The 24,994-nt window shown below is 54.0% G+C and carries 21 protein-coding genes; 5 read left to right on the top strand and 16 right to left on the bottom strand.

Features of this window, described 5'->3' with window-relative positions:
* Positions 1–88 precede the first annotated feature (88 nt).
* From tyrB to dnaB, 3 genes are all read right to left on the bottom strand, one after another.
* Positions 89–1,282: an aromatic amino acid transaminase gene (tyrB, locus tag OGX84_RS01535; RefSeq protein WP_199976332.1), complete on the bottom strand. Its 1,194-nt coding sequence runs from the start codon at positions 1,280–1,282 to the stop codon at positions 89–91.
* Positions 1,283–1,430: 148 nt separating this feature from the next.
* Positions 1,431–2,510, bottom strand: a complete 1,080-nt coding sequence (alr, locus tag OGX84_RS01530) for an alanine racemase (RefSeq protein ID WP_012134627.1) — start codon at positions 2,508–2,510, stop codon at positions 1,431–1,433.
* A gap of 144 nt (positions 2,511–2,654) precedes the next feature.
* The gene (gene dnaB, locus OGX84_RS01525; RefSeq protein WP_012134629.1) at positions 2,655–4,070 is read right to left on the bottom strand and encodes a replicative DNA helicase; all 1,416 of its coding nucleotides are present in this window, start codon (positions 4,068–4,070) and stop codon (positions 2,655–2,657) included.
* 81 nt (positions 4,071–4,151) lie between these two features.
* Here dnaB and OGX84_RS01520 point away from each other — a divergent pair, with 81 nt between their 5' ends.
* Positions 4,152–5,135, top strand: a complete 984-nt coding sequence (locus tag OGX84_RS01520; protein WP_012134630.1) for a quinone oxidoreductase — start codon at positions 4,152–4,154, stop codon at positions 5,133–5,135.
* Positions 5,136–5,311: 176 nt separating this feature from the next.
* Here the strand turns inward: OGX84_RS01520 and pspG are convergent, their stop codons facing one another.
* The 4 genes from pspG to OGX84_RS01500 all read right to left on the bottom strand — a co-directional run bounded on the left by pspG (position 5,312) and on the right by OGX84_RS01500 (position 9,637).
* Complete coding sequence (gene pspG, locus OGX84_RS01515) at positions 5,312–5,554, bottom strand: envelope stress response protein PspG (protein WP_012134631.1); 243 nt, start codon at positions 5,552–5,554, stop codon at positions 5,312–5,314.
* Between the two features lie 162 nt (positions 5,555–5,716).
* Positions 5,717–6,754 carry a tRNA dihydrouridine(20/20a) synthase DusA gene (gene dusA / locus OGX84_RS01510; protein WP_012134633.1) on the bottom strand — a complete coding sequence of 346 codons (1,038 nt, stop codon included), beginning with the start codon at positions 6,752–6,754 and terminating at the stop codon, positions 5,717–5,719.
* A 214-nt stretch (positions 6,755–6,968) separates the two neighbouring features.
* On the bottom strand, positions 6,969–7,658 hold the full coding sequence (locus tag OGX84_RS01505; RefSeq protein ID WP_112001359.1) for a DUF2931 family protein: 690 nt from the start codon (positions 7,656–7,658) through the stop codon (positions 6,969–6,971).
* Positions 7,655–9,637, bottom strand: coding sequence for an Hcp family type VI secretion system effector (locus tag OGX84_RS01500; protein ID WP_286457291.1), 1,983 nt, complete (start codon positions 9,635–9,637; stop codon positions 7,655–7,657). The genes OGX84_RS01505 and OGX84_RS01500 overlap by 4 nt, the downstream gene beginning before the upstream one ends.
* Before the next feature lie 510 nt (positions 9,638–10,147).
* Here OGX84_RS01500 and zur point away from each other — a divergent pair.
* Positions 10,148–10,663 carry a zinc uptake transcriptional repressor Zur gene (gene zur, locus OGX84_RS01495; RefSeq protein WP_104867905.1) on the top strand — a complete coding sequence of 172 codons (516 nt, stop codon included), beginning with the start codon at positions 10,148–10,150 and terminating at the stop codon, positions 10,661–10,663.
* A 93-nt stretch (positions 10,664–10,756) separates the two neighbouring features.
* On the opposite strand, the gene OGX84_RS01490 is transcribed toward zur, so the two are convergent.
* The 4 genes from OGX84_RS01490 to OGX84_RS01475 all read right to left on the bottom strand — a co-directional run bounded on the left by OGX84_RS01490 (position 10,757) and on the right by OGX84_RS01475 (position 13,819).
* On the bottom strand, positions 10,757–10,966 hold the full coding sequence (locus OGX84_RS01490; RefSeq protein ID WP_024130835.1) for a CsbD family protein: 210 nt from the start codon (positions 10,964–10,966) through the stop codon (positions 10,757–10,759).
* A 137-nt stretch (positions 10,967–11,103) separates the two neighbouring features.
* Positions 11,104–12,423 carry an MATE family efflux transporter DinF gene (gene dinF / locus OGX84_RS01485; protein WP_012134640.1) on the bottom strand — a complete coding sequence of 440 codons (1,320 nt, stop codon included), beginning with the start codon at positions 12,421–12,423 and terminating at the stop codon, positions 11,104–11,106.
* A gap of 295 nt (positions 12,424–12,718) precedes the next feature.
* A complete protein-coding gene (gene lexA, locus OGX84_RS01480) occupies positions 12,719–13,327 on the bottom strand; it encodes a transcriptional repressor LexA (protein ID WP_012134642.1) in 609 nt (202 codons plus the stop codon).
* Positions 13,328–13,450: 123 nt separating this feature from the next.
* Positions 13,451–13,819, bottom strand: a complete 369-nt coding sequence (locus OGX84_RS01475; protein WP_012134643.1) for a diacylglycerol kinase — start codon at positions 13,817–13,819, stop codon at positions 13,451–13,453.
* A 170-nt stretch (positions 13,820–13,989) separates the two neighbouring features.
* Between OGX84_RS01475 and plsB the strand changes: the two genes are divergently transcribed.
* Positions 13,990–16,410, top strand: a complete 2,421-nt coding sequence (gene plsB / locus OGX84_RS01470; RefSeq protein WP_049011993.1) for a glycerol-3-phosphate 1-O-acyltransferase PlsB — start codon at positions 13,990–13,992, stop codon at positions 16,408–16,410.
* A gap of 92 nt (positions 16,411–16,502) precedes the next feature.
* Here the strand turns inward: plsB and ubiA are convergent, their stop codons facing one another.
* The 5 genes from ubiA to malK form a co-directional block, all read right to left on the bottom strand.
* Positions 16,503–17,372, bottom strand: a complete 870-nt coding sequence (gene ubiA / locus OGX84_RS01465) for a 4-hydroxybenzoate octaprenyltransferase (protein WP_112001361.1) — start codon at positions 17,370–17,372, stop codon at positions 16,503–16,505.
* Between the two features lie 12 nt (positions 17,373–17,384).
* Positions 17,385–17,882, bottom strand: coding sequence for a chorismate lyase (ubiC, locus tag OGX84_RS01460; RefSeq protein WP_012134646.1), 498 nt, complete (start codon positions 17,880–17,882; stop codon positions 17,385–17,387).
* Positions 17,883–18,063: 181 nt separating this feature from the next.
* Positions 18,064–19,005, bottom strand: coding sequence for a maltose operon protein MalM (gene malM / locus OGX84_RS01455; protein ID WP_112001362.1), 942 nt, complete (start codon positions 19,003–19,005; stop codon positions 18,064–18,066).
* Positions 19,006–19,159: 154 nt separating this feature from the next.
* Positions 19,160–20,512, bottom strand: a complete 1,353-nt coding sequence (locus OGX84_RS01450) for a maltoporin (protein WP_024130837.1) — start codon at positions 20,510–20,512, stop codon at positions 19,160–19,162.
* A 133-nt stretch (positions 20,513–20,645) separates the two neighbouring features.
* Positions 20,646–21,755, bottom strand: coding sequence for a maltose/maltodextrin ABC transporter ATP-binding protein MalK (gene malK / locus OGX84_RS01445; RefSeq protein WP_012134650.1), 1,110 nt, complete (start codon positions 21,753–21,755; stop codon positions 20,646–20,648).
* A 371-nt stretch (positions 21,756–22,126) separates the two neighbouring features.
* Between malK and malE the strand changes: the two genes are divergently transcribed.
* Together malE and malF are read left to right on the top strand one after the other, a co-directional pair.
* Complete coding sequence (malE, locus tag OGX84_RS01440; protein WP_049012001.1) at positions 22,127–23,317, top strand: maltose/maltodextrin ABC transporter substrate-binding protein MalE; 1,191 nt, start codon at positions 22,127–22,129, stop codon at positions 23,315–23,317.
* Positions 23,318–23,445: 128 nt separating this feature from the next.
* Positions 23,446–24,990 carry a maltose ABC transporter permease MalF gene (malF, locus tag OGX84_RS01435; protein ID WP_112001363.1) on the top strand — a complete coding sequence of 515 codons (1,545 nt, stop codon included), beginning with the start codon at positions 23,446–23,448 and terminating at the stop codon, positions 24,988–24,990.
* Positions 24,991–24,994 lie beyond the last annotated feature (4 nt).

The raw sequence follows: 24,994 nt of genomic DNA, 5'->3' as shown, positions 1-24,994 counted from the left end.
GCTCGCCCGGTGGCGCTACCGCTTACCGGGCCTACGAGTTGCTTTGTAGGCCGGATAAGGCAACGCCGCCATCCGGCAACACAATTACTTACATCACCGCAGCAAACGCCTTCGCCACGCGCTGGACATTGCCGGAATTCAGACCCGCCACGCACATGCGTCCGCTGGCGATCAGGTAGACGCCGAACTCATCACGCAGACGGTCCACCTGTGCAGCGCTCAGGCCGGTATAGCTGAACATGCCGCGCTGTTGCAGCAGATAATCAAAGTTACGGCCCGGTATCTCGGCGTTCAGGACATTCACCAGTTCCTGACGCATCGCCAGGATACGCGTGCGCATTGCTTCCACTTCCGCCAGCCAGCTGGCTTTGAGCGCCTCATCGTTCAGTACGGCGGCAACCACCTGCGCGCCAAAATTCGGCGGGCTGGAGTAGTTACGGCGCACGGTGGCTTTGAGCTGACCCAACACGCGGCCTGCGGCCTCAGCGTCTTCACAGACCACCGAAAGCCCGCCCACACGTTCGCCATACAGCGAGAAGATCTTCGAGAAAGAGTTACTGACCAGCGCGGGTAATCCGGCGCTGGCAATGGCGCGAATCGCGTAGGCATCATCTTCCATACCGGCGCCAAATCCCTGATAGGCAATGTCGAGGAACGGAATCAACTCGCGCGCTTTCAGGATCTCAATAACCGCATCCCACTGCGAATGGGTTAAATCAGCACCGGTCGGGTTATGGCAGCACGGATGCAGCAGCACAATGCTGCGGGCAGGCAAGGTGTTGAGGGTCGCCAGCAAATCGTTGAAACGTAAGCCGTTAGTGGCGTTGTCATACCAGGGGTAAGTACTTACTTCGAAACCAGCGCCTTCAAAAATTGCGATGTGGTTTTCCCAGGTCGGGTCACTGACCCACACGGCGGATTCAGGAAAATAACGCTTCAGGAAATCCGCCCCTACCTTCAGCGCGCCGGAACCGCCCAGCGTCTGAATTGTCGCCACGCGTTGCTGCTGAAGAACCGGATGATCGGCGCCAAACAGCAACGGCGCAATGGTATGGCGATAGGTATTGAGACCTTCCATTGGCAGGTACAGCGACGCGCCGTGCGGCTGCGCATTAATCCGGGCTTCCGCTTCGGCAACGGCTTTAAGCTGAGGAATGATGCCCTCTTCGTTGTAATACAGACCGATGCTGAGATTCACTTTGTCGCTACGCGAATCCTCTTTGAAACGCTCCATAAGCGAAAGAATCGGGTCGCCAGCGTAGGCGTCAACTTTTTGAAACACGCTGTGGTTCTCCAGGTTTACAGGCAGGGGGTTAAAACACAATAAACCGGAAGCGAGAGAAGATCGAGAGGATGTTGATGTGAATATCGCCGGATGGCGGGGTATCCGCCTTATCCGGCCTGGGATCAATGCGCCACCCGGCACGCATTTAATCGATGTACTTCATCGCAACCCTTGATGTCAGGCGTGTGATAAGTTCGTAAGCACTCACTTTTGTCATTTCCGCAATGCGCTCAACGGGCAGACCTTCACCCCACAAAATGACCGGATCGCCTGCTTTGTCCTGCGCCTGAGGGCCTAAATCGACGCAGATCATGTCCATCGCCACGCGACCGACAATCGTCACTTCCCGACCGTTAACCAGCACCGGCGTACCGGACGGCGCCGCGCGCGGATAACCATCACCATAGCCCATAGCAACCACGCCCAGACACGTATCACGCTCGCTGATCCATGTGCCGCCGTAACCCACCGGTTCGCCCGCTTTATGCTCGCGAACGGCAATGAGGCTGGAGATTAGCGACATGACCGGCTGGCAGCCAAAATCTTCGCCAGTGGACTGATTTTCCAGCGGCGAGACGCCGTAGAGGATGATGCCCGGTCGCGCCCAGTCAAAATGAGACTGCGGCCACAGCAGGATGCCGCCGGAAGCGGCGATGGAGCGTTGCCCCGGTTTACCTTCGCAGAAGGTATTAAAAATATCGAGTTGCTGCTCGGTCGCACCGCATTCTGGCTCATCGGCGCGGGCGAAATGGCTGACGATATTTACCGGCTGGCGCACGTTTTTACACTGCGTAAGCCGTTGATAAAACGCTTCGGCTTTTTCAGGACGCACGCCCAGACGATGCATTCCCGTATCCAGTTTCATCCACACCGTTACCGGCTCATCCAGCCCGGCGGCTTCCAGCGCGGCAAGCTGTTCTTCGTTATGCACGGCGGTATGCAGATGCTGTGCAGAGATGACTGGCAGATCGGTGGCTTCAAAAAAACCTTCCAGCAACAGAATGGGCTGCGTGATCCCGCCCGCCCGCAGGCGCAGGGCTTCTTCAAGGCGGGCGACGCCGAAAGCGTCGGCATCAGGGAGCGTTCGCGCGGTCTCCAGAAGACCGTGTCCGTAAGCGTTCGCTTTCACGACCGCAACCAGCTTGCTGGCAGGCGCCAGTTCACGCAGACGTTGCAGATTGTGTCGCAGAGCGCGGCGGTTAATGACTACAGTTGCCGCTTGCATTTGAATTCCTTATAAAAAGAATCGCCAAAATCATTCGCGTTGCAGGACAAAAACGCTCTAGCGTTTTTGAACAGCGCCGGCGCTGTTCCCGAAGGGGTAAGCGGGCGCAGTCAACGCATCTGCGGCGTGAATGATGAAGGAGATTTACTCGTCGTCGTATTGCGGTCCCGCATAGTTATCGAAACGCGACCATTGCCCGTTAAACGTCAGACGTACCGTACCGATTGGGCCGTTACGTTGTTTACCAATAATAATTTCTGCGATGCCTTTTAAGTCGCTGTTTTCGTGATAAACCTCGTCACGATAGATAAACATGATCAAGTCGGCATCCTGCTCGATGGAGCCGGATTCACGCAGATCCGAGTTGACCGGGCGTTTATCGGCGCGTTGTTCCAGAGAGCGGTTAAGCTGCGACAGCGCCACCACCGGCACCTGTAGCTCTTTTGCCAGCGCTTTCAGCGAGCGAGAGATTTCCGCGATTTCCAGCGTACGGTTATCGGAGAGCGACGGCACGCGCATCAGTTGCAGGTAGTCAATCATGATCAGGCTTAACCCGCCATGTTCACGGTAGATACGACGGGCGCGCGAGCGAACTTCCGTCGGCGTCAGGCCGGATGAATCGTCAATATACATATTGCGCTTCTCCAGCAGGATGCCCATCGTACCGGAAATACGCGCCCAGTCTTCGTCATCCAGCTGACCCGTACGAATGCGCGTCTGGTCCACGCGCGACAGCGACGCCAGCATACGCATCATAATCTGTTCGCCGGGCATCTCCAGACTGAAGATCAGTACCGGTTTCTCCTGCAACATCGCGGCGTTTTCGCAGAGGTTCATCGCAAATGTCGTTTTACCCATCGACGGACGCGCCGCAACGATGATCAGATCCGAGCGCTGCAAACCGGCGGTTTTTTTGTTTAAGTCCTGATAACCGGTATCGACCCCTGTCACACCGTCATGCGGCTGCTGGAAAAGGGTTTCAATGCGCGCCACGGTCGCATCGAGGATTTGATCGATGCTTTTCGGGCCTTCGTCTTTATTGGCGCGGTTTTCCGCAATCTGGAAAACGCGAGATTCCGCGAGATCCAGCAGCTCGTCGCTGTTGCGCCCCTGCGGATCGTAACCCGCATCGGCAATTTCATGGGCGACGGAAATCATATCGCGAACAACGGCACGTTCGCGGACAATATCCGCATAAGCGCTAATGTTCGCCGCACTTGGCGTATTTTTGGATAACTCCGCCAGGTAAGCAAAACCGCCAACGCTGTCCAGTTGCCCCTGAATTTCCAGCGACTCCGCCAGCGTGATCAGGTCAATGGGTTTCCCCATCTCCTGCAAACGGTGCATTTCGGTAAAAATATGCCGGTGCGGCCGGGTATAAAAGTCATCCGCCACTACGCGTTCGGCGACATCGTCCCAGCGTTCGTTATCCAGCATTAAACCGCCCAACACCGACTGTTCCGCTTCAATCGAGTGCGGCGGTACTTTCAGCCCGTCAACCTGCAAATCACGGTCACGCGCATCAGTCTGTTGTTTGTTGAAGGGTTTATTTCCTGCCATAGTGAATGGAGTTACCGAGATAAAGAATGGGTCGAAACTTTACCATATAAGTGGACCCTTACGATACGTTCTGGAGGAAGCATGGCAACACGAATTGAATTTCACAAGCACGGTGGCCCTGACGTCCTGAAAGCAGTGGACTTTACCCCTGTAGACCCGGCGGAAAACGAAATCCAGGTCGAAAATAAAGCAATTGGCATCAACTACATTGATACCTATATTCGCAGTGGGCTCTATCCACCGCCATCCCTGCCCAGCGGGTTAGGCACCGAAGCGGCGGGCGTGGTGAGTAAAGTCGGCAGCAACGTTAAACATATTAAAGCGGGCGACCGCGTCGTTTATGCCCAGTCTGCGCTCGGGGCTTACAGTTCGGTACACAATGTTCCCGCCGATAAGGCCGCCATTCTCCCTAAAGCGATCTCTTTCGAGCAGGCTGCCGCCTCTTTTCTGAAAGGATTAACGGTCTTTTATCTGCTGCGCAAAACCTATGAGGTTAAACCCGACGAACCGTTTTTGTTCCATGCCGCCGCCGGGGGCGTGGGCCTTATCGCCTGCCAGTGGGCTAAAGCGCTGGGCGCAAAACTTATCGGCACGGTAGGCAGCGCGCAGAAAGCGCAAATTGCCTTACAGGCTGGCGCATGGAAAGTGATTAACTATCGTGAAGAAAATATCGCTGAACGGGTGAAAGAGATTACCGGCGGCAAAAAAGTACGGGTGGTTTACGATTCAGTCGGGAAAGACACCTGGGAAGCGTCGCTGGATTGCCTGCAACGCCGGGGGCTGATGGTGAGTTTTGGTAACGCTTCCGGCCCTGTGACCGGCGTTAACTTAGGCATCCTGAACCAAAAAGGCTCGCTGTACGTCACTCGCCCTTCTCTCCAGGGTTACATTACCAGTCGCGATGAATTGACCGAAGCCAGCAACGAGCTGTTTTCACTGATTGCCAGCGGCGTGATAAAAGTCGAGGTCGCGGAGAATCAGAAATACGCGTTGAAAGATGCGCAGCGCGCGCATGAGGTGCTGGAAAGCCGGGCAACGCAGGGATCGAGCCTGCTCATTCCGTAGTATGACGGGGAAAAGAATTAGGGCTTCCACATGGGAAGCCCTTTCTTTTTTAGTTCGGCTGTATGTAGGGTACAGCTCGATGAATTCATTAGCCGCGCAATAGTGACAGATTTGATAATCAATTCCTATTTGCTTCTAAGAAGAAAGTTACAGGTTGTGATCCTCTGCACAATACCTTAGTAAAACCGACGGTTATTGCGCTGATACTGTGGGATTTTTGGCGTTTTTACCGCTTTGATGACCCACACCACGGCAACAGCCAACAGCAACCACGGCAGCAGTTTGATCACCAACGCAAACATCCCGCCCAGGAACATCACGGCGGTCGCCACCATCAGCGCGGCCAGAATCCCCAACAATGACACGCCGGTGGCCATCAGCATGATAAAAAAGCCCATCACAAAAAGTAGTTCCAGCATGATTCCCCCTGAATATGGAATGCCCGGTGGCGTAGCGCTTTGCGGGCCGACATATTCAGACCATTACAAGAAACATGCCAAAATTAATCTATTGATTTGCAAACAAAACGCCCCGCGACTGTGCGCAGGGCGTGGTGAAATTGACTAACTTTTAGTGAGAACTTAACGCTTATCCGCCACCCGTTTCAGCGCATGTTCCAGCACGTCAATGTCGGCGCCTGCTTTATGGGCATTTTCACTCAGATAACGGCGCCACTGCCGCGCGCCTGGAATCCCCTGAAACAGCCCCAGCATATGACGGGTAATATGCCCGAGGTATGTCCCCTGGCTCAGTTCACGCTCAATGTACGGATACATGGCGCGAACGACAGCCACAGGATCGGCATCCGCCGTGGTCGCGCCAAAGATCTCACGGTCAACGGAGGCCAGAATGCCCGGGTTTTGATAGGCTTCGCGCCCGATCATCACGCCATCCATATGCTCCAGATGCGCTTTCGCCTCTTCCAGCGACGTAATACCACCGTTGATGGACATGGTCAGATGCGGGAAGTCACGCTTTAACTGGTAAACGCGCGGGTAATCCAGCGGCGGGATCTCGCGGTTTTCCTTCGGGCTGAGCCCGGAGAGCCAGGCCTTGCGCGCGTGGATAATAAACATCTCGCATTCGCCTTTACCGGCGACCGTATTGATGAAGTCACAGAGAAATTCGTAGCTATCCTGATCGTCAATACCGATACGGGTTTTGACCGTTACCGGGATCGACACTACATCCCGCATCGCCTTCACGCAATCCGCCACCAGTTGCGCATTTCCCATCAGACAGGCGCCAAACATGCCGTTTTGTACACGGTCAGACGGGCAGCCTACGTTGAGGTTAATTTCGTCATATCCTCGCGCCTGCGCCAGTTTCGCACATTGCGCCAGCGCAGCCGGATCGCTGCCGCCAAGCTGCAACGCCACCGGATGTTCTTCCTCGCTGTATGCCAGATAGTCGCCTTTACCATGAATGATCGCCCCGGTTGTTACCATCTCGGTATAGAGCAACGTCTGGCGAGACAGCAGACGCAGGAAGTAGCGGCAATGTCTGTCCGTCCAGTCGAGCATCGGCGCGATAGAAAAACGATGAGCAGGGTACAGGGCTAATTTCTCTGGCATCACGTTGGTTTGCAACGTATTTTGTGACTCTTTATTTTGATGCATTTTTAAACTTTTTAACGTATTTTTGCATTCTCGGTACCTCTGACAGCCCCCTAAAAATGGGAGCCTACAGAGGAGAATGGAATGAGATATGGCCTACTATAGCATAGAGAAACACCCGCACGCAGATGGCACATTGAGGTTAAAAAGATGCCATGAGAAATAATGCCTGAATCATAACTGTTCGTGTGTTCATCATTGTTTCCCGTCCCTGTTATTACCACTCCCCGTAGGGGTAGGTTTTTCCTTTGATAAATGCTTCCGTTCTCTCTGAATAACGGTATTCGTGCAGGAAGTCGCTGTTTGCCCCCTCCTTACAGATCGTCAGTTCATTACCCGACAGGGTGTGGATTTTCCGGGGCGTTACGGGGATGGCAGGATAATCGCCCACATCAGGGAACCAGATCCTGACCTTGCCACCAGGCGCAAGGCCGAACAGGATATTGCGATACCACATGGGTTCACCAGAGCGACGAGTATGATCGGCAGGTGTCTTCATACGCTGCCACATTGCGGGTGAAAATATCACGCGGGTTTCATAAGTCCGGCGATCGATTAAGGAATCCCAGCAGAACACAATAAACTGCGGAGGCTTGTTGATTTTGTTGAAGTTAACGCTTCCGCCATACAGAATATCGCCCCATTTATCGATGGAAACTGGGTCACGGGATGTTGAGTCCAGCGTGTAAAAGGTATAGAGATAGCCGTCAGTATCGATTACCCGCGCTTGTGTAACATATGCAGGCAACTGCCAGGGGGTGATAAAAGAAAAACTCCCTTTCCCGTAGGGCAATGTCCAGTCACCGCTGGCGGCCTGCTTCGACTGTAAGGGATACGTCTGCGGGTGACTGCACCCCGCCAGCGCCAGCAGGACTGCCAGAATATGTAACCGTCGTGCGTTCATCATTGTTTCCCGTCCATGTTGTAAACTGTTCTGAGCCATCCGACATCAGGCCGGTTAACGAAGCCGATCGTTTCAGAAGCAGAAACCCCGCCTTGTGGTTTACCCGTTTTACTTACGGCGACGGCATTCCAGTTTGCTGAACAGTGGATATAGGTTTTGGCGATAATTTCAATGTCTTGCCCGGAAAAACCGATTGCTGGCTGTCTCAAACGCGCGGATTTACCTATCCTTGTCGCATGTTCATAGAAAGTGAGAAGCTCACCTGGAATCTGAATATCTTTTTTGTTCTCAAAAGGTTCAAACATCACCCCCGCTTCCTTCGCCGCATCAACCATCACCCGCAGAATTACCTTCGACCAGTCACTTCGGACAATGCGCTGGCGCATCGTCAGTGCGGCAAAGCTGCGCTTTTGCATCTGACCATAACGGTCGGTAGCGGCGTAGTCGTCTGACCAAACTTCAGGGGTGATTTCATTAGTACGCATAATCGGTGCGATAGCAGGAGAGGCTTCCAGAACCGGTAGTTGTGCCATGGTCTTCCGGTAAGCGCCGGAACGTTCATCAGGTTGATTTGATGGTAAAGTGTCCACCTGCGGGCGGGTAAGAAACAGATCCTCACGCGTTTTAGGCAGGTAACCGCCGCCGATGTCGGAATGCACTCCGGGTAAGGTTATCTCCGGCCAGGCAGGCGCCACGCTGTTAAGCGCAAAGTTATAGCGACATTCATGCTGAACGGTGATATGGAAAACTTTTTGCGCCACGCCGGGCCGCAAACGAATATTGACGTCGCCCGTATCAGCGCTGTGCGGATTCAGACCATTAAAGGGAGTTCCAACGGCCGTGACGGTATCAAAAATACCCATAAAGCGGGTCTTTCCTGCAGGTTTCCCCGTGTAGACCTGCTTTACCATGCCAGCATTAATGGCATTCACAATTGCGCCGTCTTCTGACTGTACGCGATTCGCAAAATGACGGGCCGCTGCTGCACCGCGGCTAAAGCCAAAAATATCAAATAGAAAGGTATCAACACTAAACTCACCATGAAGTTGATCCAACGCCGCCTTTATTGCTTCAGCCAGTTGCGCTACCGCATCGTCAGTTTTAGCGATTACACCGTAATCAGACGTGCCAAGCCCTAAGCCGATCATGCTGTCCGCTTCACCAGCCTGCGTACCTATGCCTTCAATATATACGGCATACTGAATATAATGCCCATCGGGAGGATACCTTTTCAGGTATAGCTCATTTAGCCAGTGTATATTTGTATAGTACCCGTAGTAGCTGGTTGCCTCCGTACCACTCAGCCCCATTTTTTCGGAAGCACTCTTTTGGAGAATTCTTTCCGCATCAGGGTTATCAATGTCAAAATGCTGCGCGGTACAAGCCGCCAGCATATTTCGCGTATTGACCGCGTTATTGCCCGTACCATCGAAGAAGATCCCCAGCACCAGCGTGACCTTTCGTTTCTCCGGCTCTGGGGGAGGGGATATAACCTGCGCCACTGGAAAGAGCTGATTATATCGTTCAGGCGTAACAAGGTAATCGAATTCAGTACCAGCGAGAAGATGCTGACAATGAATATAATCATAATCCAGCGAAATATATTCATAATCCAAACTATTTTGCCGTGATTCAGATACCAGCCGATTTAATCTTGCCCCTCTCAGTTTAATGACATAATACTTCTCCCACCGGCCAAATCTATTGATCCGATAAATATCAAAGCGCATTTTAAGATTTTCATTATTATTGATCGCATTTGTCAGTAACGGTGACGCCCTGTCAATTACTTTGCTAAAGGACAGCCCCTGATGCTTCACCCCCATTCCAGTGTTTGATATCCCCTGCGTAAGGCTAAAAACGAAAATTTCATCTTCATGTCCCTGCTGCCAACGATTCCCCACTGAAGTTGTGGTTCCACAACCAGAGGAAATATCCCCTTGATGCTCACCCTCAATGGTTACATAAATAATATCACCCATTTGTGCCCCTGATTTATTACACCACTTTTATGAGAGTAATTCTCTGGGGACAGTGATATTTTGTGCATCGTCAAAAAATAACGTATTGCCACCACGATTTAAGAATAATAATGTTACAAATAAAAAGCAGAACAATAAATACCCTTAAAGCATACTGAACATGAATATCATAAAATTTTCATAGGTGAACGCTTATAAAAGGTCCTCACTTAAGTTTCATGATAATTTTACTGAGCAATTTTAATAATACGATTAGCGTTAATAGATAACCGTTCAATGATAGAAAATAATACCACCGGGTGAAAGTCCAGTGACGCTATGGACTATTCCTCCCGGTTCAATTTACCCACTTACAGAAACCAGTGACAGACGCGCCGCCGTGCAGGTATTGTTTTTTGCATGAAACGGTTATGTGTAGCAACCAGAGCTGTGTTATGAGCTGCTTCTCGGCGTTTCACGCAGAACATGGTAAAGTAGAAGATTAACCTTTCACGCAATCCGAGGTGCCACATGGAAAATACCACCACGCAAGAGCTTTTAGCGCAAGCTGAAAAACTCTGTGCGCAACGCAATGTGCGGCTGACACCCCAGCGCCTCGAAGTGTTGCGTCTGATGAGCCTACAGGAAGGCGCGATCAGCGCCTATGACCTGCTGGATCTGCTGCGTGAAACGGAGCCGCAGGCCAAACCGCCGACGGTGTATCGTGCGCTCGATTTTCTGCTTGAGCAGGGTTTTGTTCACAAGGTCGAATCCACCAACAGCTACATGCTCTGTCACCTGTTCGATCAGCCGACCCATAGCTCGGCCATGTTTATCTGCGACCGTTGTGGTGTGGTAAAAGAGGAGTGTGCTGAAGGCGTGGAAGACATTATGCATACGCTGGCGGCAAAAATGGGGTTCGCTCTGCGCCATAACGTGATTGAAGCACACGGGTTATGCCCGGCGTGTGTGGAAGTCGAAGCCTGTCGCCACCCCGGCGAATGCCAGCACGACCATTCTATTTTGGTGAAGAAGAAACCACGTTAAATAAATCGGGCGGCTAATCCGCAGACGCCGCCCAAAGCAAGTACGTTGAACAGAGGGGAGTACGTCCTTGTACTCACGGGCAGGAGAAGTTGATTACCAGCGGTAGTCGTTACGGTTTTCCCATTCTTTCACTTCTTTTTCCGCCTCATCTTTTGCGTAACCATAGCGTTCCTGGACTTTACCCACCAGTTGATCACGCTTACCTTCGATGACTGTCATATCATCATCGGTCAGTTTGCCCCATTGCTCTTTCACTTTACCTTTAAACTGTTTCCAGTTGCCGCCGATTTCGTCTTTATTCATCATCAAGTCCTCATCGTTCGGTTGTGAATAGCGGGAGAACGTCGCTCAAACGCATTACGTTTTCTGCTGAACGTGGGATTAATTGTAGTCAGTGATTCGGCCTTCGTTTTTTAATTCAGAGTTTTTAACCACCGGACTCAGGCAAACCAGGTCCCTTTTCGCCAGTGTCGCCGCCAGATAAATGCCAGGGAAAGCCCACGAAGCGCCAGAAAAACGGTTAGCGCAAGCCACAGTCCGTGGTTCCCCAGCAGCGGTATCGTCAGTAGGGTGAGCGCAAACCCGGCTGCGGCGACAGCCATGCTGTTACGCATTTCAGCCGCCCGCGTCGCCCCGATAAACATACCGTCCAGCAAATAGCACCAGACGCCCACCAGCGGCAGAATCACCTGCCAGATAAGATAGCGATCGGCCAGAAGCTGAATCTGCGGCAGCGAAGTCAGCAGTGCGATGATGTACTCCCCCGCCAGCACATAAACCAGCGCAAACAGCAGCGCCACAATTCCCGACTGGCGACACGCCGCCCGCCATACGTCCAGTAGCTGGCTGCCGTCCCGCGCGCCATAAGCCTGACCCGAATGGGCTTCTACCGCATAGGCGAAGCCGTCCAGCGCATAGGCAGTAAAGGTCAGCAACGTCATAAGAACGGCATTCACCGCAATGATATCGCTTCCCATACGGGCGCCCAGTACCGTGATTGCGCCAAAACAGAGTTGCAGCAGCAGCGAACGCAGCATGATGTCGCGATTAAGCGCCAGCAAACGACGGAAGTTCCCGCGCCAGGCCTGTTTCAACATACCGGGAGAGACACCGCGCAAACGAAGGACTTTGCGTACCATCAGCAGACCAATTAACAGCGTGGCATATTCGGCGATGACCGTCGCCAGCGCAGCCCCCTGCACGTTCATGTGCAGCCCCATAACCAGCCACAGGTCGAGAACGATGTTCAGGATATTCCCGACAATCAGCAGGATAACCGGCGCACGGGCGTACTGAACGCCAAGCAGCCAACCAAGCAAAACCAGATTCGCCAGAGATGCCGGGGCACTCAGCCAGCGGATCGCCAGAAAGCGTCTTGCCTGCTCCAGCACCGCTTCGCTACCGCCAACGATATGCAATGCCAGATCGATAATCGGCGTGCGCAGCAGCGCAATCAGCGCCCCCGCGCTCAGCGCCAGGATGAGTGGTTGCACCAACGCTCTCGCCAGCGCTTGCGGATTTTTCGCGCCAAAGGCCTGCGCCGTTAACCCGGTAGTGCTCATGCGTAAGAAGAGCAACAGCATGAAAAGGAAGCTGGTTGCGGTTGCGCCAATGGCAACACCACCCAGATAGACGGGGCTATCGAGATGACCAATAACAGCCGTATCCACCAGACCCAGTAAGGGAACGGTGATGTTGGAAAAAATCATGGGTAAGGCGAGGTGCCAGAGTGCTTTGTCAGAGGATGTGAAGAAAGGCATGCAGATGAGCCTGAGAAAAAGTCAAATAAACCAATCGATTAATCGCCGGATGGCGGCATAAATGCCTTATCCGGCCTACGGTACTATGGGTACATTTGCTGGATGGCGGCGTAAACGCCTTATCCGGCCTACGGTACTACGGGTACATTTGCCGGATGGCGGCATAAACGCCGTATCCGGCCTACGGTACTATGGGCACATTTGCCAGATGGCGGCGTAAATGCCTTATCCGGCCTACGGGGATATTTGTAGGCCTGATAAGCGCAGCGCCATCAGGCGTTATGCCAGCGCCTGATTACAGCCATTCACCGTTACGGATAACGCCTACCGCCAGTCCTTCGATGGTGAAGCTCTGCTCACGCAGATCAACCACGATCGGTTTAAATTCGCTGTTTTCTGGCAAAAGTTCAACTTTATTGCCCTGTTTTTTCAGGCGTTTTACCGTGACTTCATCGTCAATACGCGCCACAACCACCTGGCCGTTACGGACATCCTGAGTTTTATGCACTGCCAGCAGATCGCCGTCCATAATTCCGATATCTTTCATTGACATGCCGCTAACACGCAGCAGAAAATCAGCATTGGGTTTAAACAGCGAAGGATCGACCTGATAATGGCCTTCGATATGCTGCTGCGCCAGCAGCGGTTCACCGGCGGCAACACGACCGACCAACGGCAACCCTTCTTCTTCGTCCAGAAGCAGGCGAATACCGCGCGATGCGCCGGAAACAATTTCAATCACCCCTTTACGCGCCAGCGCTTTCAGGTGTTCTTCAGCGGCGTTTGGGGAACGGAACCCCAAACGCTGCGCGATCTCCGCACGCGTTGGTGGCATACCTGTCTGGCTGATGTGATCCCGAATGAGATCAAACACCTCTTGCTGCCTGGCCGTTAACGCTTTCATTCCGCCCCCTGGGTGTATATACAGTTATGCTGTGAGTATATACAGCTAAAGGTGATTTTGGAACCATAAACTGCGCAGAAAACAGGAGTTTTATACCGTTATGGAATCTTTATCGAAAAAACCTTAGCGGAAATGTGACCATAGCAGGAGACCCCAGGTCATCAGCGCGACGAAAATAGACAGTAGCACCGCCGCAGACCCCATGTCCTTCGCGCGACCGGAGAGTTCATGGTATTCAGAGCCAATACGGTCAACAACAGCTTCAATGGCGCTGTTAAGGATTTCAACAATCATCACCAGCATCACAGAACCAATCAGCAGTACGCGAGTAATGGCATCCACATCCAGCCAGCAGGCAATCAGCACACCTGCCAGCACGGCGATGCTTTCCTGGCGAAACGCCGCTTCGTTGACCCATGCGGCGCGAAAACCTTTCCAGGAATAGCCTGCGGCTTTAATGATTCGGGTGAATCCAGTGGTATTATTGGCCATTAAAAGAACCTTTTTGCATTATTAGCGTCAATGAAATTATATCGTTGGCCCGTATGATTCGGGCGACGGCAACGCAGCGCGAAGTATGACGGGATACACCAGAAATTCACCAGACTTTCTGATATCCTTGCAGCGCATTTGCATTATTAACCAGAGGCTTTACATCGTTTATGTCCGGCTGGCCACGAATTTACTACAAATTACTGAATTTACCATTAAGCGTGCTGGTAAAAAGCAAGTCTATTCCGGCAGATCCTGCCCCGGAGTTGGGGCTTGATACATCGCGCCCTATTATGTACGTATTGCCGTACAACTCCAAAGCAGACCTGCTGACGCTGCGCGCCCAGTGTCTGGCGCACGATCTTCCCGACCCGCTGGAGCCGCTGGAGATCGACGGAACGCTGCTGCCGCGTTATGTCTTTATTCACGGCGGGCCGCGTGTCTTCACCTATTACACGCCAAAAGAAGAGTCCATTAAGCTTTTCCACAACTATCTCGATCTCCACCGCAGCAATCCCGATCTGGATGTGCAAATGGTGCCGGTATCGGTGATGTTTGGCCGCTCTCCGGGGCGCGAAAAAGGAGAAGAGAACCCGCCTTTACGTATGCTGAACGGCGTGCAGAAATTCTTTGCCGTCTCCTGGCTGGGACGCGACAGCTTTGTTCGTTTCTCGCCGTCCGTGTCTTTGCGTCGTATGGCTGACGAACACGGCACTGACAAGACAATAGCGCAGAAACTGGCGCGCGTGGCGCGTATGCACTTCGCCCGTCAACGTCTGGCGGCGGTCGGGCCGCGTCTGCCTGCCCGTCAGGATCTGTTTAACAAGCTGCTGGCTTCAAAAGCCATCGCTCGCGCCGTGGAAGATGAAGCGCGCAGCAAAAAAATCTCCCATGAAAAGGCGCAGCAAAACGCCATTGCGCTGATGGAAGAGATTGCCGCCAACTTCTCCTACGAGATGATCCGTCTGACCGACCGTATTCTGGGCTTTACCTGGAACCGTCTTTATCAGGGGATTAACGTCCATAACGCCGAGCGCGTTCGCCAGTTGGCGCACGACGGGCATGAAATTGTCTATGTGCCCTGCCACCGCAGCCATATGGACTATATGCTGCTTTCCTACGTGCTGTATCACCAGGGGCTGGTGCCGCCGCATATCGCTGCGGGCATCAACCTGAACTTCTGGCCGGCGGGTCCGATTTTCCGCCGTCTGGGCGCGTTCTTTATTCGTCGTACCTTCAAGGGCAACAAGCTCTACTCCACCGTTTTCCGTGAATACCTGGGCGAGCTGTTCAGCCGTGGTTACTCGGTTGAGTATTTCGTGGAAGGCGGTCGCTCGCGTACCGGTCGTCTGCTCGACCCGAAAACCGGCACGCTGTCGATGACCATTCAGGCGATGTTGCGCGGCGGCACGCGTCCTATCACGCTGGTGCCAATCTACATCGGCTATGAGCATGTGATGGAAGTGGGCACTTACGCCAAAGAGCTGCGTGGCGCGACGAAAGAGAAAGAGAGCCTGCCGCAGATGCTGCGCGGTTTAAGCAAACTGCGTAATCTGGGCCAGGGCTACGTCAACTTTGGCGAACCGATGCCATTGATGACTTACCTCAACCAGCATGTGCCGGAGTGGCGTGAATCCATCGATCCTATCGAGTCTATCCGCCCGGCCTGGCTGACACCGACGGTGAATAACATTGCCGCCGATCTGATGGTGCGCATTAACAACGCCGGTGCAGCCAACGCCATGAACCTGTGCTGCACCGCGCTACTGGCTTCCCGCCAGCGCTCTCTGACCCGTGAGCAGCTGACTGAACAGCTCGACTGCTATCTGAGTCTGCTGCGCAACGTGCCGTACGCGGCGGATTCTACGGTTCCTGCACAGAGCGCCAGTGAACTGATCGACCACGCCTTGCAGATGAACAAGTTTGAGGTCGAGAAAGACACCATCGGCGATATCATCATTCTGCCGCGCGAGCAGGCCGTGTTGATGACCTACTATCGCAACAACATCGCGCATATGCTGGTTCTGCCTTCCCTGATGGCGGCCATCATTACCCAGCACCGCCACATCTCGCGTGACGCGCTGATGCAGCATGTTGACGTGCTCTATCCGATGCTGAAAGCGGAACTGTTCCTGCGCTGGGAACACGATGAGCTTGCCAGCGTGATTGACGCGCTGAGCAGTGAGATGCAACGTCAGGGGCTGATCGCCGTGCAGAACGATGAGCTGCATATCAATCCGGCACATTCTCGCACGCTGCAACTGCTGGCGGCTGGCGCGCGCGAAACGCTGCAACGCTATGCCATCACCTTCTGGCTGCTGAGCGCGAATCCGTCGATCAACCGTGGTACGCTGGAAAAAGAGAGCCGCACGGTCGCGCAACGTCTTTCCGTTCTGCACGGCATTAACGCGCCGGAGTTCTTCGATAAAGCGGTGTTCAGTTCTCTGGTGCTGACTCTGCGTGATGAGAAATACATCAGCGATACCGGAGACGCCGAGCCTGAGCAGACGATGAAGGTGTATCAGATGTTGGCCGATTTGATCACGTCGGATGTGCGTCTGACCATTGAGAGCGCAACGCAAGGCGAGTGACAATAAAAAGCCGGGTGGCGGCTTCGCCCTACCCGGCCTACGTTCTGCGCAATATGTTATGTAGGCCCGGTAAGCGCTACCGGGCTTTTTTTTCAGCCAACGTAACTCATCGCCAGCCCTAAAAACAGCACCAGGCCGACGTAGTTATTGTTCATAAACGCTTTAAAACAGGCTTCACGTTCGCGCCCGATAATCAGTTTCTGCTGATACACAAACAGCGCGCCGGCCACCAGCACCGACCAGTAATACCCCCAGCCCAGCCCGTTCAGCCAGCCAATCAGCGCCATTAGCGCCAGCACCGCAATCTGCAAAATCCCGATAATAAGTTTGTCATGTCGCCCGAACAGAATGGCCGTCGATTTAATGCCGATTTTCAGATCGTCGTCCCGGTCAACCATCGCGTACTGCGTGTCGTAGGCTACCGCCCAGAGGATATTGGCCAGGAACATCAGCCAGCAGCTCAGCGGCACGGACTCACTCACCGCCGCAAACGCCATAGGAATAGACCAGCCAAACGCCGCGCCCAGCACAACCTGCGGCAAATGGGTGTAACGCTTCATGAAGGGATAGACCCACGCCAGCGCCAGCGCCGCAATCGACAGCAGAATGGTCATCGTATTCAGCGTTAATACCAGCAGGAAGGAGAGCACTACCAGTACGACAAACAGCGTGCGCGCCTCTTTCTCCGTGACCGCCCCGCTGGGTAACGGTCGGTTGGCCGTGCGTTTCACATGTCCATCAAACTTACGATCGGCATAATCGTTGACCACGCAACCGGCGGCGCGCATTAACCAGACCCCGGCGACAAACACCGCCAGAATCCACAGTTGCGGCACTCCCGGCGTCGCTACCCACAGCGCCCATAATGTCGGCCAGAGCAGCAGTAAGGCGCCGATTGGCTTATCCGTACGCATCAGGCGGTGAAACGCCAACAGCTTATTCTGCGTCAGACTCCACTCCATTTTGTTTTCCTCTTAATACAACGGTGATGCGGGCAAAAACAGCTCGGTAAGCATCAGCGGCTTACCGCTCAGACGCAGGCGGGAACGACGCCCCCACAGTGCGGCATCACGACCAATCTCAATAAAATCTCGGGTCAACGTTGATGATGTAAACAGGTAGCGCCCTAACGGCGTTTTTCCCAGATTTTGTAAGGCCAACTCAGGGCCGCACAACGTTGATTCAGGCACGACGGTACGCCCGGCAAGCCAGGGTTCGCCGTCTGCACATAACAAAATTTCACGTAACCAGTAGCGGGATTCGACCGGTAGCAGCGCCACCTCTTCAGCCACTTCATGTGGACCAACAAACGCTTCCCGAAGCAATGTCACGCTTACCCGTTTCCCTTCTTGCTCAAAACGTTTGGTCATGGAATCTTCCAGAAGTAACCAGTCGAGCAACCGGGAATCCAGCGCAGGAATCTCTTTAAAATAGCGCAGCGCACGCAGTTGCGTTAACGCAGGGTGTGACATGCCGTACTCTCCGTTTCATAACGTAAAGGCATTGTATCGCAGAAAAGAGATTACGGGAGGCGTAAACATAATTAAGTGATCGGTTGCGCAACAGAAGTGTAACAACTCGCATGGAATGCTAAAAAAAAGGTGCGCCAGGAGACGCACCAGTTGTTGCAAAATCAGCAATGTGGGGAGACGATTACCCCTTGCCTTTTACACTGCTGATAAACGTGGAACGGGCAGATGTCGATCCCAGGCGTTCGGCTTCATCAAGCAGTTTCAGAGCTTTATCAACATCACCTTTCGCTACCGCGTCCTTAATCGCATTGTTGAAGTAGCTTTCCGTGTCGTTCAGCATTGGCTCGCTTTTCTTCGCCGGGGCAGGCGCTGGCGCGGCAACGGCTGGTACGGTATAGGCGGTCGCCGGTGCCGCAGTGTTGCCGACGGTGACAGGTCCCGGACCGGAAGAACCAAACAGCGGGCCAACCAGTACGCTGGAGCTGCTGTTGGTTTTCACTTTCAGTTTCAGCAGGCCATCAGTCGTGTGGCGCGCGATCGGATCGGGAATATCCGGGACGGCATTACCCACGCCTTTCGCATACGCTTTTGCCGGGTCAAGCAGCGTGGTGGTCTGCTGGAGATCGTTATTGGTGGTAAACACCAGAACGTACAGCTTCTGCTGGCCCAGCGCGGGCGTCAGACGCATCACCCCTTCCAGACGATCCGCGCTCATCACGCCGGGGGCCTGGTAGGTAAAGTAGCTGCTGGGGAAATACGCTGAAGGCGTCAGGTTCTGGTCGAGAATCAGCACGTTCGGTGCAAATACGCTGGTTTGTTTGTTAACTTCGCTGCTCAATGTCAGCGTGAGCTCACCGATGTTCGCCGGTACGCTATACGCGGCAACCGGGCCTGTAATACCGGCGACGTCAAGCCGCTGACCACCGGTAGAAAGCTGTGTGGACTGCGTACTGGACTGGTCGACAGGCGTCCAGGTGAGTTGTTGTAGTGCGGCGGTCGGAATCGCAGGCGCTGCGCTGGTGTTTTGCGGAACATAGTTTACATCCGCCAGGCTGATGCCTGGTGCGCTTGCCAGCAACCCCGCCGATAAACAAAGGGCGACGAGACTTTTCTTCATTTTCATTGTTATCACCTCAGATAGCACGGGTTCAGCGGTGGCCAGGCAATAGCGCGCTAAACCGCGAGAAACGGTGCAGATAATGCCGGATAGCGGCTACGCCTTATCCGGCCTGCATCTCGTTACCGGGGGACTTGCGCCCCCCTCGTTATGTCACGTATTACCACCAGATTTCCATCTGGGCGCCGAAGGACCACTCATCGTTGTCGCCACGGCTGGTTGTGTTGAAGCCGGAGTTATTCGATGCGGCATAACGCAATGTGTTATCGCCATCTTTGATATAGCCCCATTTCTCATCCCACTTCGCGTAGGTTGCGAAGAGACGGATGGCCGGGCGGGACCAGATGCTGTCGCCAGCCTGCCATTGTTGCGCCAGGGTGATTTTGTACTGGTTGTTGCGATCGCCAGTCTGCTGAGATTTGACGTTGTCGTAACCGACTTCCAGCAGGGTGCTCATGATCGGCGTCCATTTGAACATCGGACGAACGCCCACGGTCCACCAGTCAGTACCCAGATCGTTATCCAGGTCCTGTTTCTGGAACATACCGACGTACATCAGGTCCCAACGGTCGCCCAGAGAGATCGCCCCGTGGTCCAGAATACGCCACAGCTTACCGTTGTTATTGACGTAACGATCGACATAATGGAGCTGATCGTCGCCTTCGCCGATATCAAAAGTCGAGCCGTAAGAACCCTGAGGAATACCTTTACCCTGCGTGGTCATCGCGTCAGTGGCGTACTGAACCACAAACTTGTTGTAGCCCTTCAGCATGCTCTGGGTATGTTCAGCAGTGAACATCCAGCCGTCTTTAGATGCGCCGTCAGCCAGACGATAATCGTCAGTGGTGTTTGCGCGACCATAGTCGACACCCAGTTCCAGCACGCCGTCCGGGTTCGTTTCCAGACCGGCTAAACGCACGTCGAAGACGTCGTTGGCGGTGTCTTTAGAAGAGTTGTAAATATCCTGGCTGCTGAAGGTGTAGGAACCACCGGCTTCCTGAGAGCGGGTCGCTGCCAGAGACAGTTTACCGAAGCCCAGGTCGATGTTTTCGATACCCGCACCAGGACCAGAAATATCCCAGTAGTAGAAGTCGATCATGTGAACGTCATGACGCTGATAGAAGCGCTTACCCGCCCAGATGGTGGAGCCTGGCAGCCAGTCAATCAGGTTTTTACCCTGCACGTTGGCTTCACGGAACGCCGGATCGGTTGCTTCCCAGTCATTCTGTTGCGCTACGGAGTAGGCCACGTTAGTGTCGAAATAGAAGCTCTTGTCGCCTTCTTTCCACACTTCCTGACCCAGTTTCAATTCCGCATAGGTTTCACATTCGTTACCAAGACGGTATTTACTTTGAGCGCCAGTTGCCTGGAAACATTGTTGTTCGCCGCCACTACCCGTCCAGCCGATACCGGAACGAGCATAACCATGGAAATCCACTGCCATTGCCTGAGCAGACATAACGCCTGCTGCGACGGCAACCGCCAGAGGAAGTTTGCGCAGAGTAATCATTATTCTATCTCCTGAGATCATTGCTTTTCTTTAAACGCGTCCCCCTTCGGACTGCCTCTTTGTTGGCGGTGTTTTTTCACTTGCCGCCTTGATGCATCCTCGAATGGTTTTGCGTTTTGTTTTTTTAATGGGGACCTTAAACGCCCGGCTCCTTATGCAGCCGACGGCATGCGGAACCATCTTCACGGAACAGATGGCAACGCTCTGGCGGCAGACCGATAGCGAATGTGGCACCCTCTTCTACCAACACCACGTCGTTCTGGCGGTAAACCAGGTTTTGACGAATGGCGGGGATCTGGATATGAATTTGTGTTTCGTGACCAAGTTGTTCGACGACCTGAACCTCGCCTTCCAGGGTGACATCGGCGATGTCGCTGGGCAGCAGATGCTCTGGACGAATACCTAAAGACATATTTGCCCCGACCTGAACGCCATTGCTTTCTACCGGCAGCCAGACGTTCTGGCGGTTCGGCAGCTCAACCTGCACCTGCTCGATAGCGGTCGCGGTGACTTTCACCGGCAGGAAGTTCATTTTCGGGGAACCGATAAAGCCCGCGACGAAGCGATCCGCCGGATAGTGGTACAGCTCCAGCGGCTTACCGACCTGCGCCACGCGGCCGGCATCCAGCACCACGATTTTGTCGGCCAGCGTCATCGCTTCGACCTGATCGTGGGTGACGTAAATCATCGTGCGGCCCAGACGCTTATGCAGGCGGGAAATTTCGATACGCATCTGCACGCGCAGGGCGGCATCAAGGTTAGACAGCGGCTCATCAAGCAGGAACACACGCGGTTCCGCCACCAGCGTGCGGCCTATCGCCACGCGCTGGCGCTGGCCGCCGGAGAGCGCTTTCGGCTTGCGCTCCAGCAGGTGCGCCAGTTGCAGCACTTCCGCCACCTGATTCACACGCTGATTCATCACCTCTTTTTTGGCCCCCGCCAGCTTCAAACCAAAAGACATGTTTTCTGCCACGGACAGGTGGGGATAGAGCGCATAGGACTGGAAAACCATCCCCACGCCGCGTTCGGCGGGCGGGATGTCGTTCATACGGGCTTCCCCAATGAACAGATCTCCGCTGGTGATGGTTTCAAGTCCGGCGATCATACGCAGCAAGGTCGATTTCCCGCAGCCTGACGGTCCGACAAACACCACGAATTCCCCTTCGTGAATGTCGAGATTGATATCTTTCGATACCACCACGTCACCCCAGGCTTTCGTTACATTTCGTAGCTGTACGCTCGCCATGCCCTTCTCCCTTCGTTACAACCTGTCATCGACAGCAACATTCATGATGGCCTGACTATGCGTTATCCCTTGATTGCGTAAATCCTCCACCCCCCGGCTTTTTTATGGGGGAGGAGGCGGGAGGATGAGGGAGCAGCGTCTGAGACCCGGGCCGCGCCCCGCCGAGGAATTTCGTGATGTCACCTGCAAAAATCGCGGTGTTTTTATGTGCGCCAACACGCATTACTCACATTTATGCAACACAGATCACATAAAGAAGGGGTGGGGCGTAGGGGTAAGGAGGATGGAAAGAGGTTGTCGTATAAAGAAACTAGATACCGTTAAGCCACCTCTGTGTATCCACGAGCACATCACCAAAAAGGATGGGAGATATGAAAATCAAAACTGGCGCACGCATCCTCGCATTGTCCGCACTGACGACGATGATGTTTTCCGCCTCGGCTCTCGCCAAGATTGAAGAAGGTAAGCTGGTTATCTGGATTAACGGCGACAAAGGCTACAACGGCCTCGCTGAAGTGGGCAAAAAATTCGAACAAGACACCGGCATTAAAGTCACCGTTGAGCACCCGGACAAGCTGGAAGAGAAATTCCCTCAGGTTGCGGCCACCGGTGACGGCCCGGACATCATCTTCTGGGCGCATGACCGTTTTGGCGGCTACGCACAGTCTGGCCTGCTGGCTGAGATCACCCCGGACCAGGCGTTCCAGGACAAGCTCTATCCGTTCACCTGGGATGCGGTGCGTTACAACGGCAAGCTGATCGCCTACCCGATCGCCGTTGAAGCGCTGTCCCTGATTTACAACAAAGACCTCGTTCCGAACCCGCCGAAAACCTGGGAAGAGATCCCGGCGCTGGATAAAGAGCTGAAAGCGAAAGGTAAGAGCGCGCTGATGTTCAACCTGCAAGAACCGTACTTCACCTGGCCGCTGATTGCCGCCGATGGCGGTTACGCGTTCAAGTTTGAGAACGGTAAGTATGACGTGAAAGATGTCGGCGTAGACAGCGCAGGGGCGAAAGCCGGTCTGGGCTTCCTGGTCGATATGATCAAAAACAAACACATGAACGCCGATACCGATTACTCCATCGCGGAAGCCGCCTTTAACAAAGGCGAAACGGCGATGACCATCAACGGTCCGTGGGCGTGGTCAAACATCGACAAGAGCAAAATCAATTACGGCGTGACACTGCTGCCGACATTCAAAGGCAAACCGTCTAAACCGTTCGTTGGCGTGCTGAGCGCGGGCATTAACGCCGCCAGCCCGAACAAAGAGCTGGCGAAAGAGTTCCTCGAAAACTACCTGCTGACCGATCAGGGTCTGGACGTCGTGAACAAGGACAAACCGCTGGGCGCGGTTGCGCTGAAATCCTTCCAGGATCAGTTAGCGAAAGATCCGCGTATCGCCGCCACGATGGATAACGCCCAGAAAGGCGAAATTATGCCGAACATTCCGCAGATGTCAGCCTTCTGGTATGCGGTTCGTACGGCAGTTATCAACGCTGCCAGCGGTCGTCAGACTGTCGACGCCGCGCTGAAAGACGCGCAGGGCCGTATCACCAAGTAATGTTCAGGTCGTGTGCCGGATGGCGGCATCAATGCCTTCTCCGGCCTACAGAACAGGTAGGCAGGATAAGCGCAGCGCCATCAGGCACGCTGACCTACAGGATTTCAAAGTTGTAGAGGAAGATCCCCATGGATGTCATTAAAAAGAAACATTGGTGGCAAAGCGACGCGCTGAAGTGGTCAGCGATTGGTCTGCTGGGCCTGCTGGTGGGTTACCTTGTAGTTTTAATGTACGCACAAGGGGAGTACCTGTTTGCCATCATGACGCTGATTTTAAGCTCTGCTGGCCTGTATATTTTCGCGAATCGTAAAACCTATGCCTGGCGCTATGTTTATCCGGGTATGGCCGGCATGGGGCTGTTTGTCCTGTTCCCGCTGGTCTGCACTATCGCCATCGCCTTTACCAACTACAGCAGCACCAACCAGCTCACCTTTGAACGCGCCCAGCAGGTGCTGATGGATCGTTCTTATCAGGCGGGCAAAACCTATAACTTTGGCCTGTATCCGGCGGGTGACGAGTGGCAACTGGCCCTCACTGACGGCGAAACCGGCAAGAATTATCTCTCCGACGCCTTTAAATTCGGCGGCGAACAAAAATTGCAACTGAAAGAGACTGACGCACTGCCGACCGGTGAACGCGCCAACCTGCGCATCATCACCCAAAATCGTCAGGCGCTGAACCAGCTTACCGCCGTTTTACCCGATGAAAGCAAGGTCATCATGAGCTCGCTGCGCCAGTTTTCCGGCACCCAGCCGCTCTATACCCTCGCCAGCGACGGCACGCTGACAAATAACCAGAGCGGCGTGACGTATCGGCCAAACAACGATATTGGCTACTATCAGGCCATCAACGCGGACGGCAACTGGGGCGACGAAAAACTGAGCCCAGGCTACACCGTGACCATCGGCTGGGACAATTTCTCCCGCGTCTTTACTGACGAGGGCATCCAGAAACCGTTCTTCGCGATCTTCGTCTGGACCGTGGTGTTCTCAGTTCTCACCGTGCTGCTGACCGTGGCGGTTGGGATGGTGCTGGCCTGCCTCGTACAGTGGGAAGCGCTGAAAGGTAAAGCGATTTACCGCGTGCTGCTGATTCTGCCGTATGCGGTGCCGTCGTTCATCTCGATTCTGATCTTCAAAGGTTTATTCAACCAGAGCTTTGGTGAGATCAACATGATGCTGAGCGCGCTGTTTGGCCTCAAACCGGCCTGGTTCAGCGACCCGAACACCGCCCGCACGATGGTCATTATCGTCAACACCTGGCTGGGCTATCCGTACATGATGATCCTCTGCATGGGCCTGCTGAAAGCGATTCCAGACGATCTGTACGAAGCCTCGGCAATGGACGGCGCGGGGCCGTTCCAGAACTTCTTTAAGATTACATTCCCGCTGCTGATTAAGCCGCTGACGCCGCTGATGATCGCCAGCTTTGCCTTTAACTTTAACAACTTCGTACTGATTCAGCTTCTGACTAACGGCGGCCCGGACCGCCTCGGCACCACTACGCCAGCCGGTTATACCGACCTGCTCGTGAGCTACACCTACCGCATCGCCTTTGAAGGCGGCGGGGGCCAGGACTTCGGTCTGGCGGCCGCGATCGCCACGCTGATCTTCCTGCTGGTTGGCGCGCTGGCCATCGTGAACCTGAAAGCCACGCGTATGAAGTTTGATTAAGGGA

This window comes from Citrobacter sp. CK202, assembly GCF_030333225.1.
GTDB classification, from domain to species: domain Bacteria; phylum Pseudomonadota; class Gammaproteobacteria; order Enterobacterales; family Enterobacteriaceae; genus Citrobacter_B; species Citrobacter_B koseri.
Note: the sequence above shows the minus strand (reverse complement) of the source record. Positions and strands in the feature narration are given on the sequence as shown.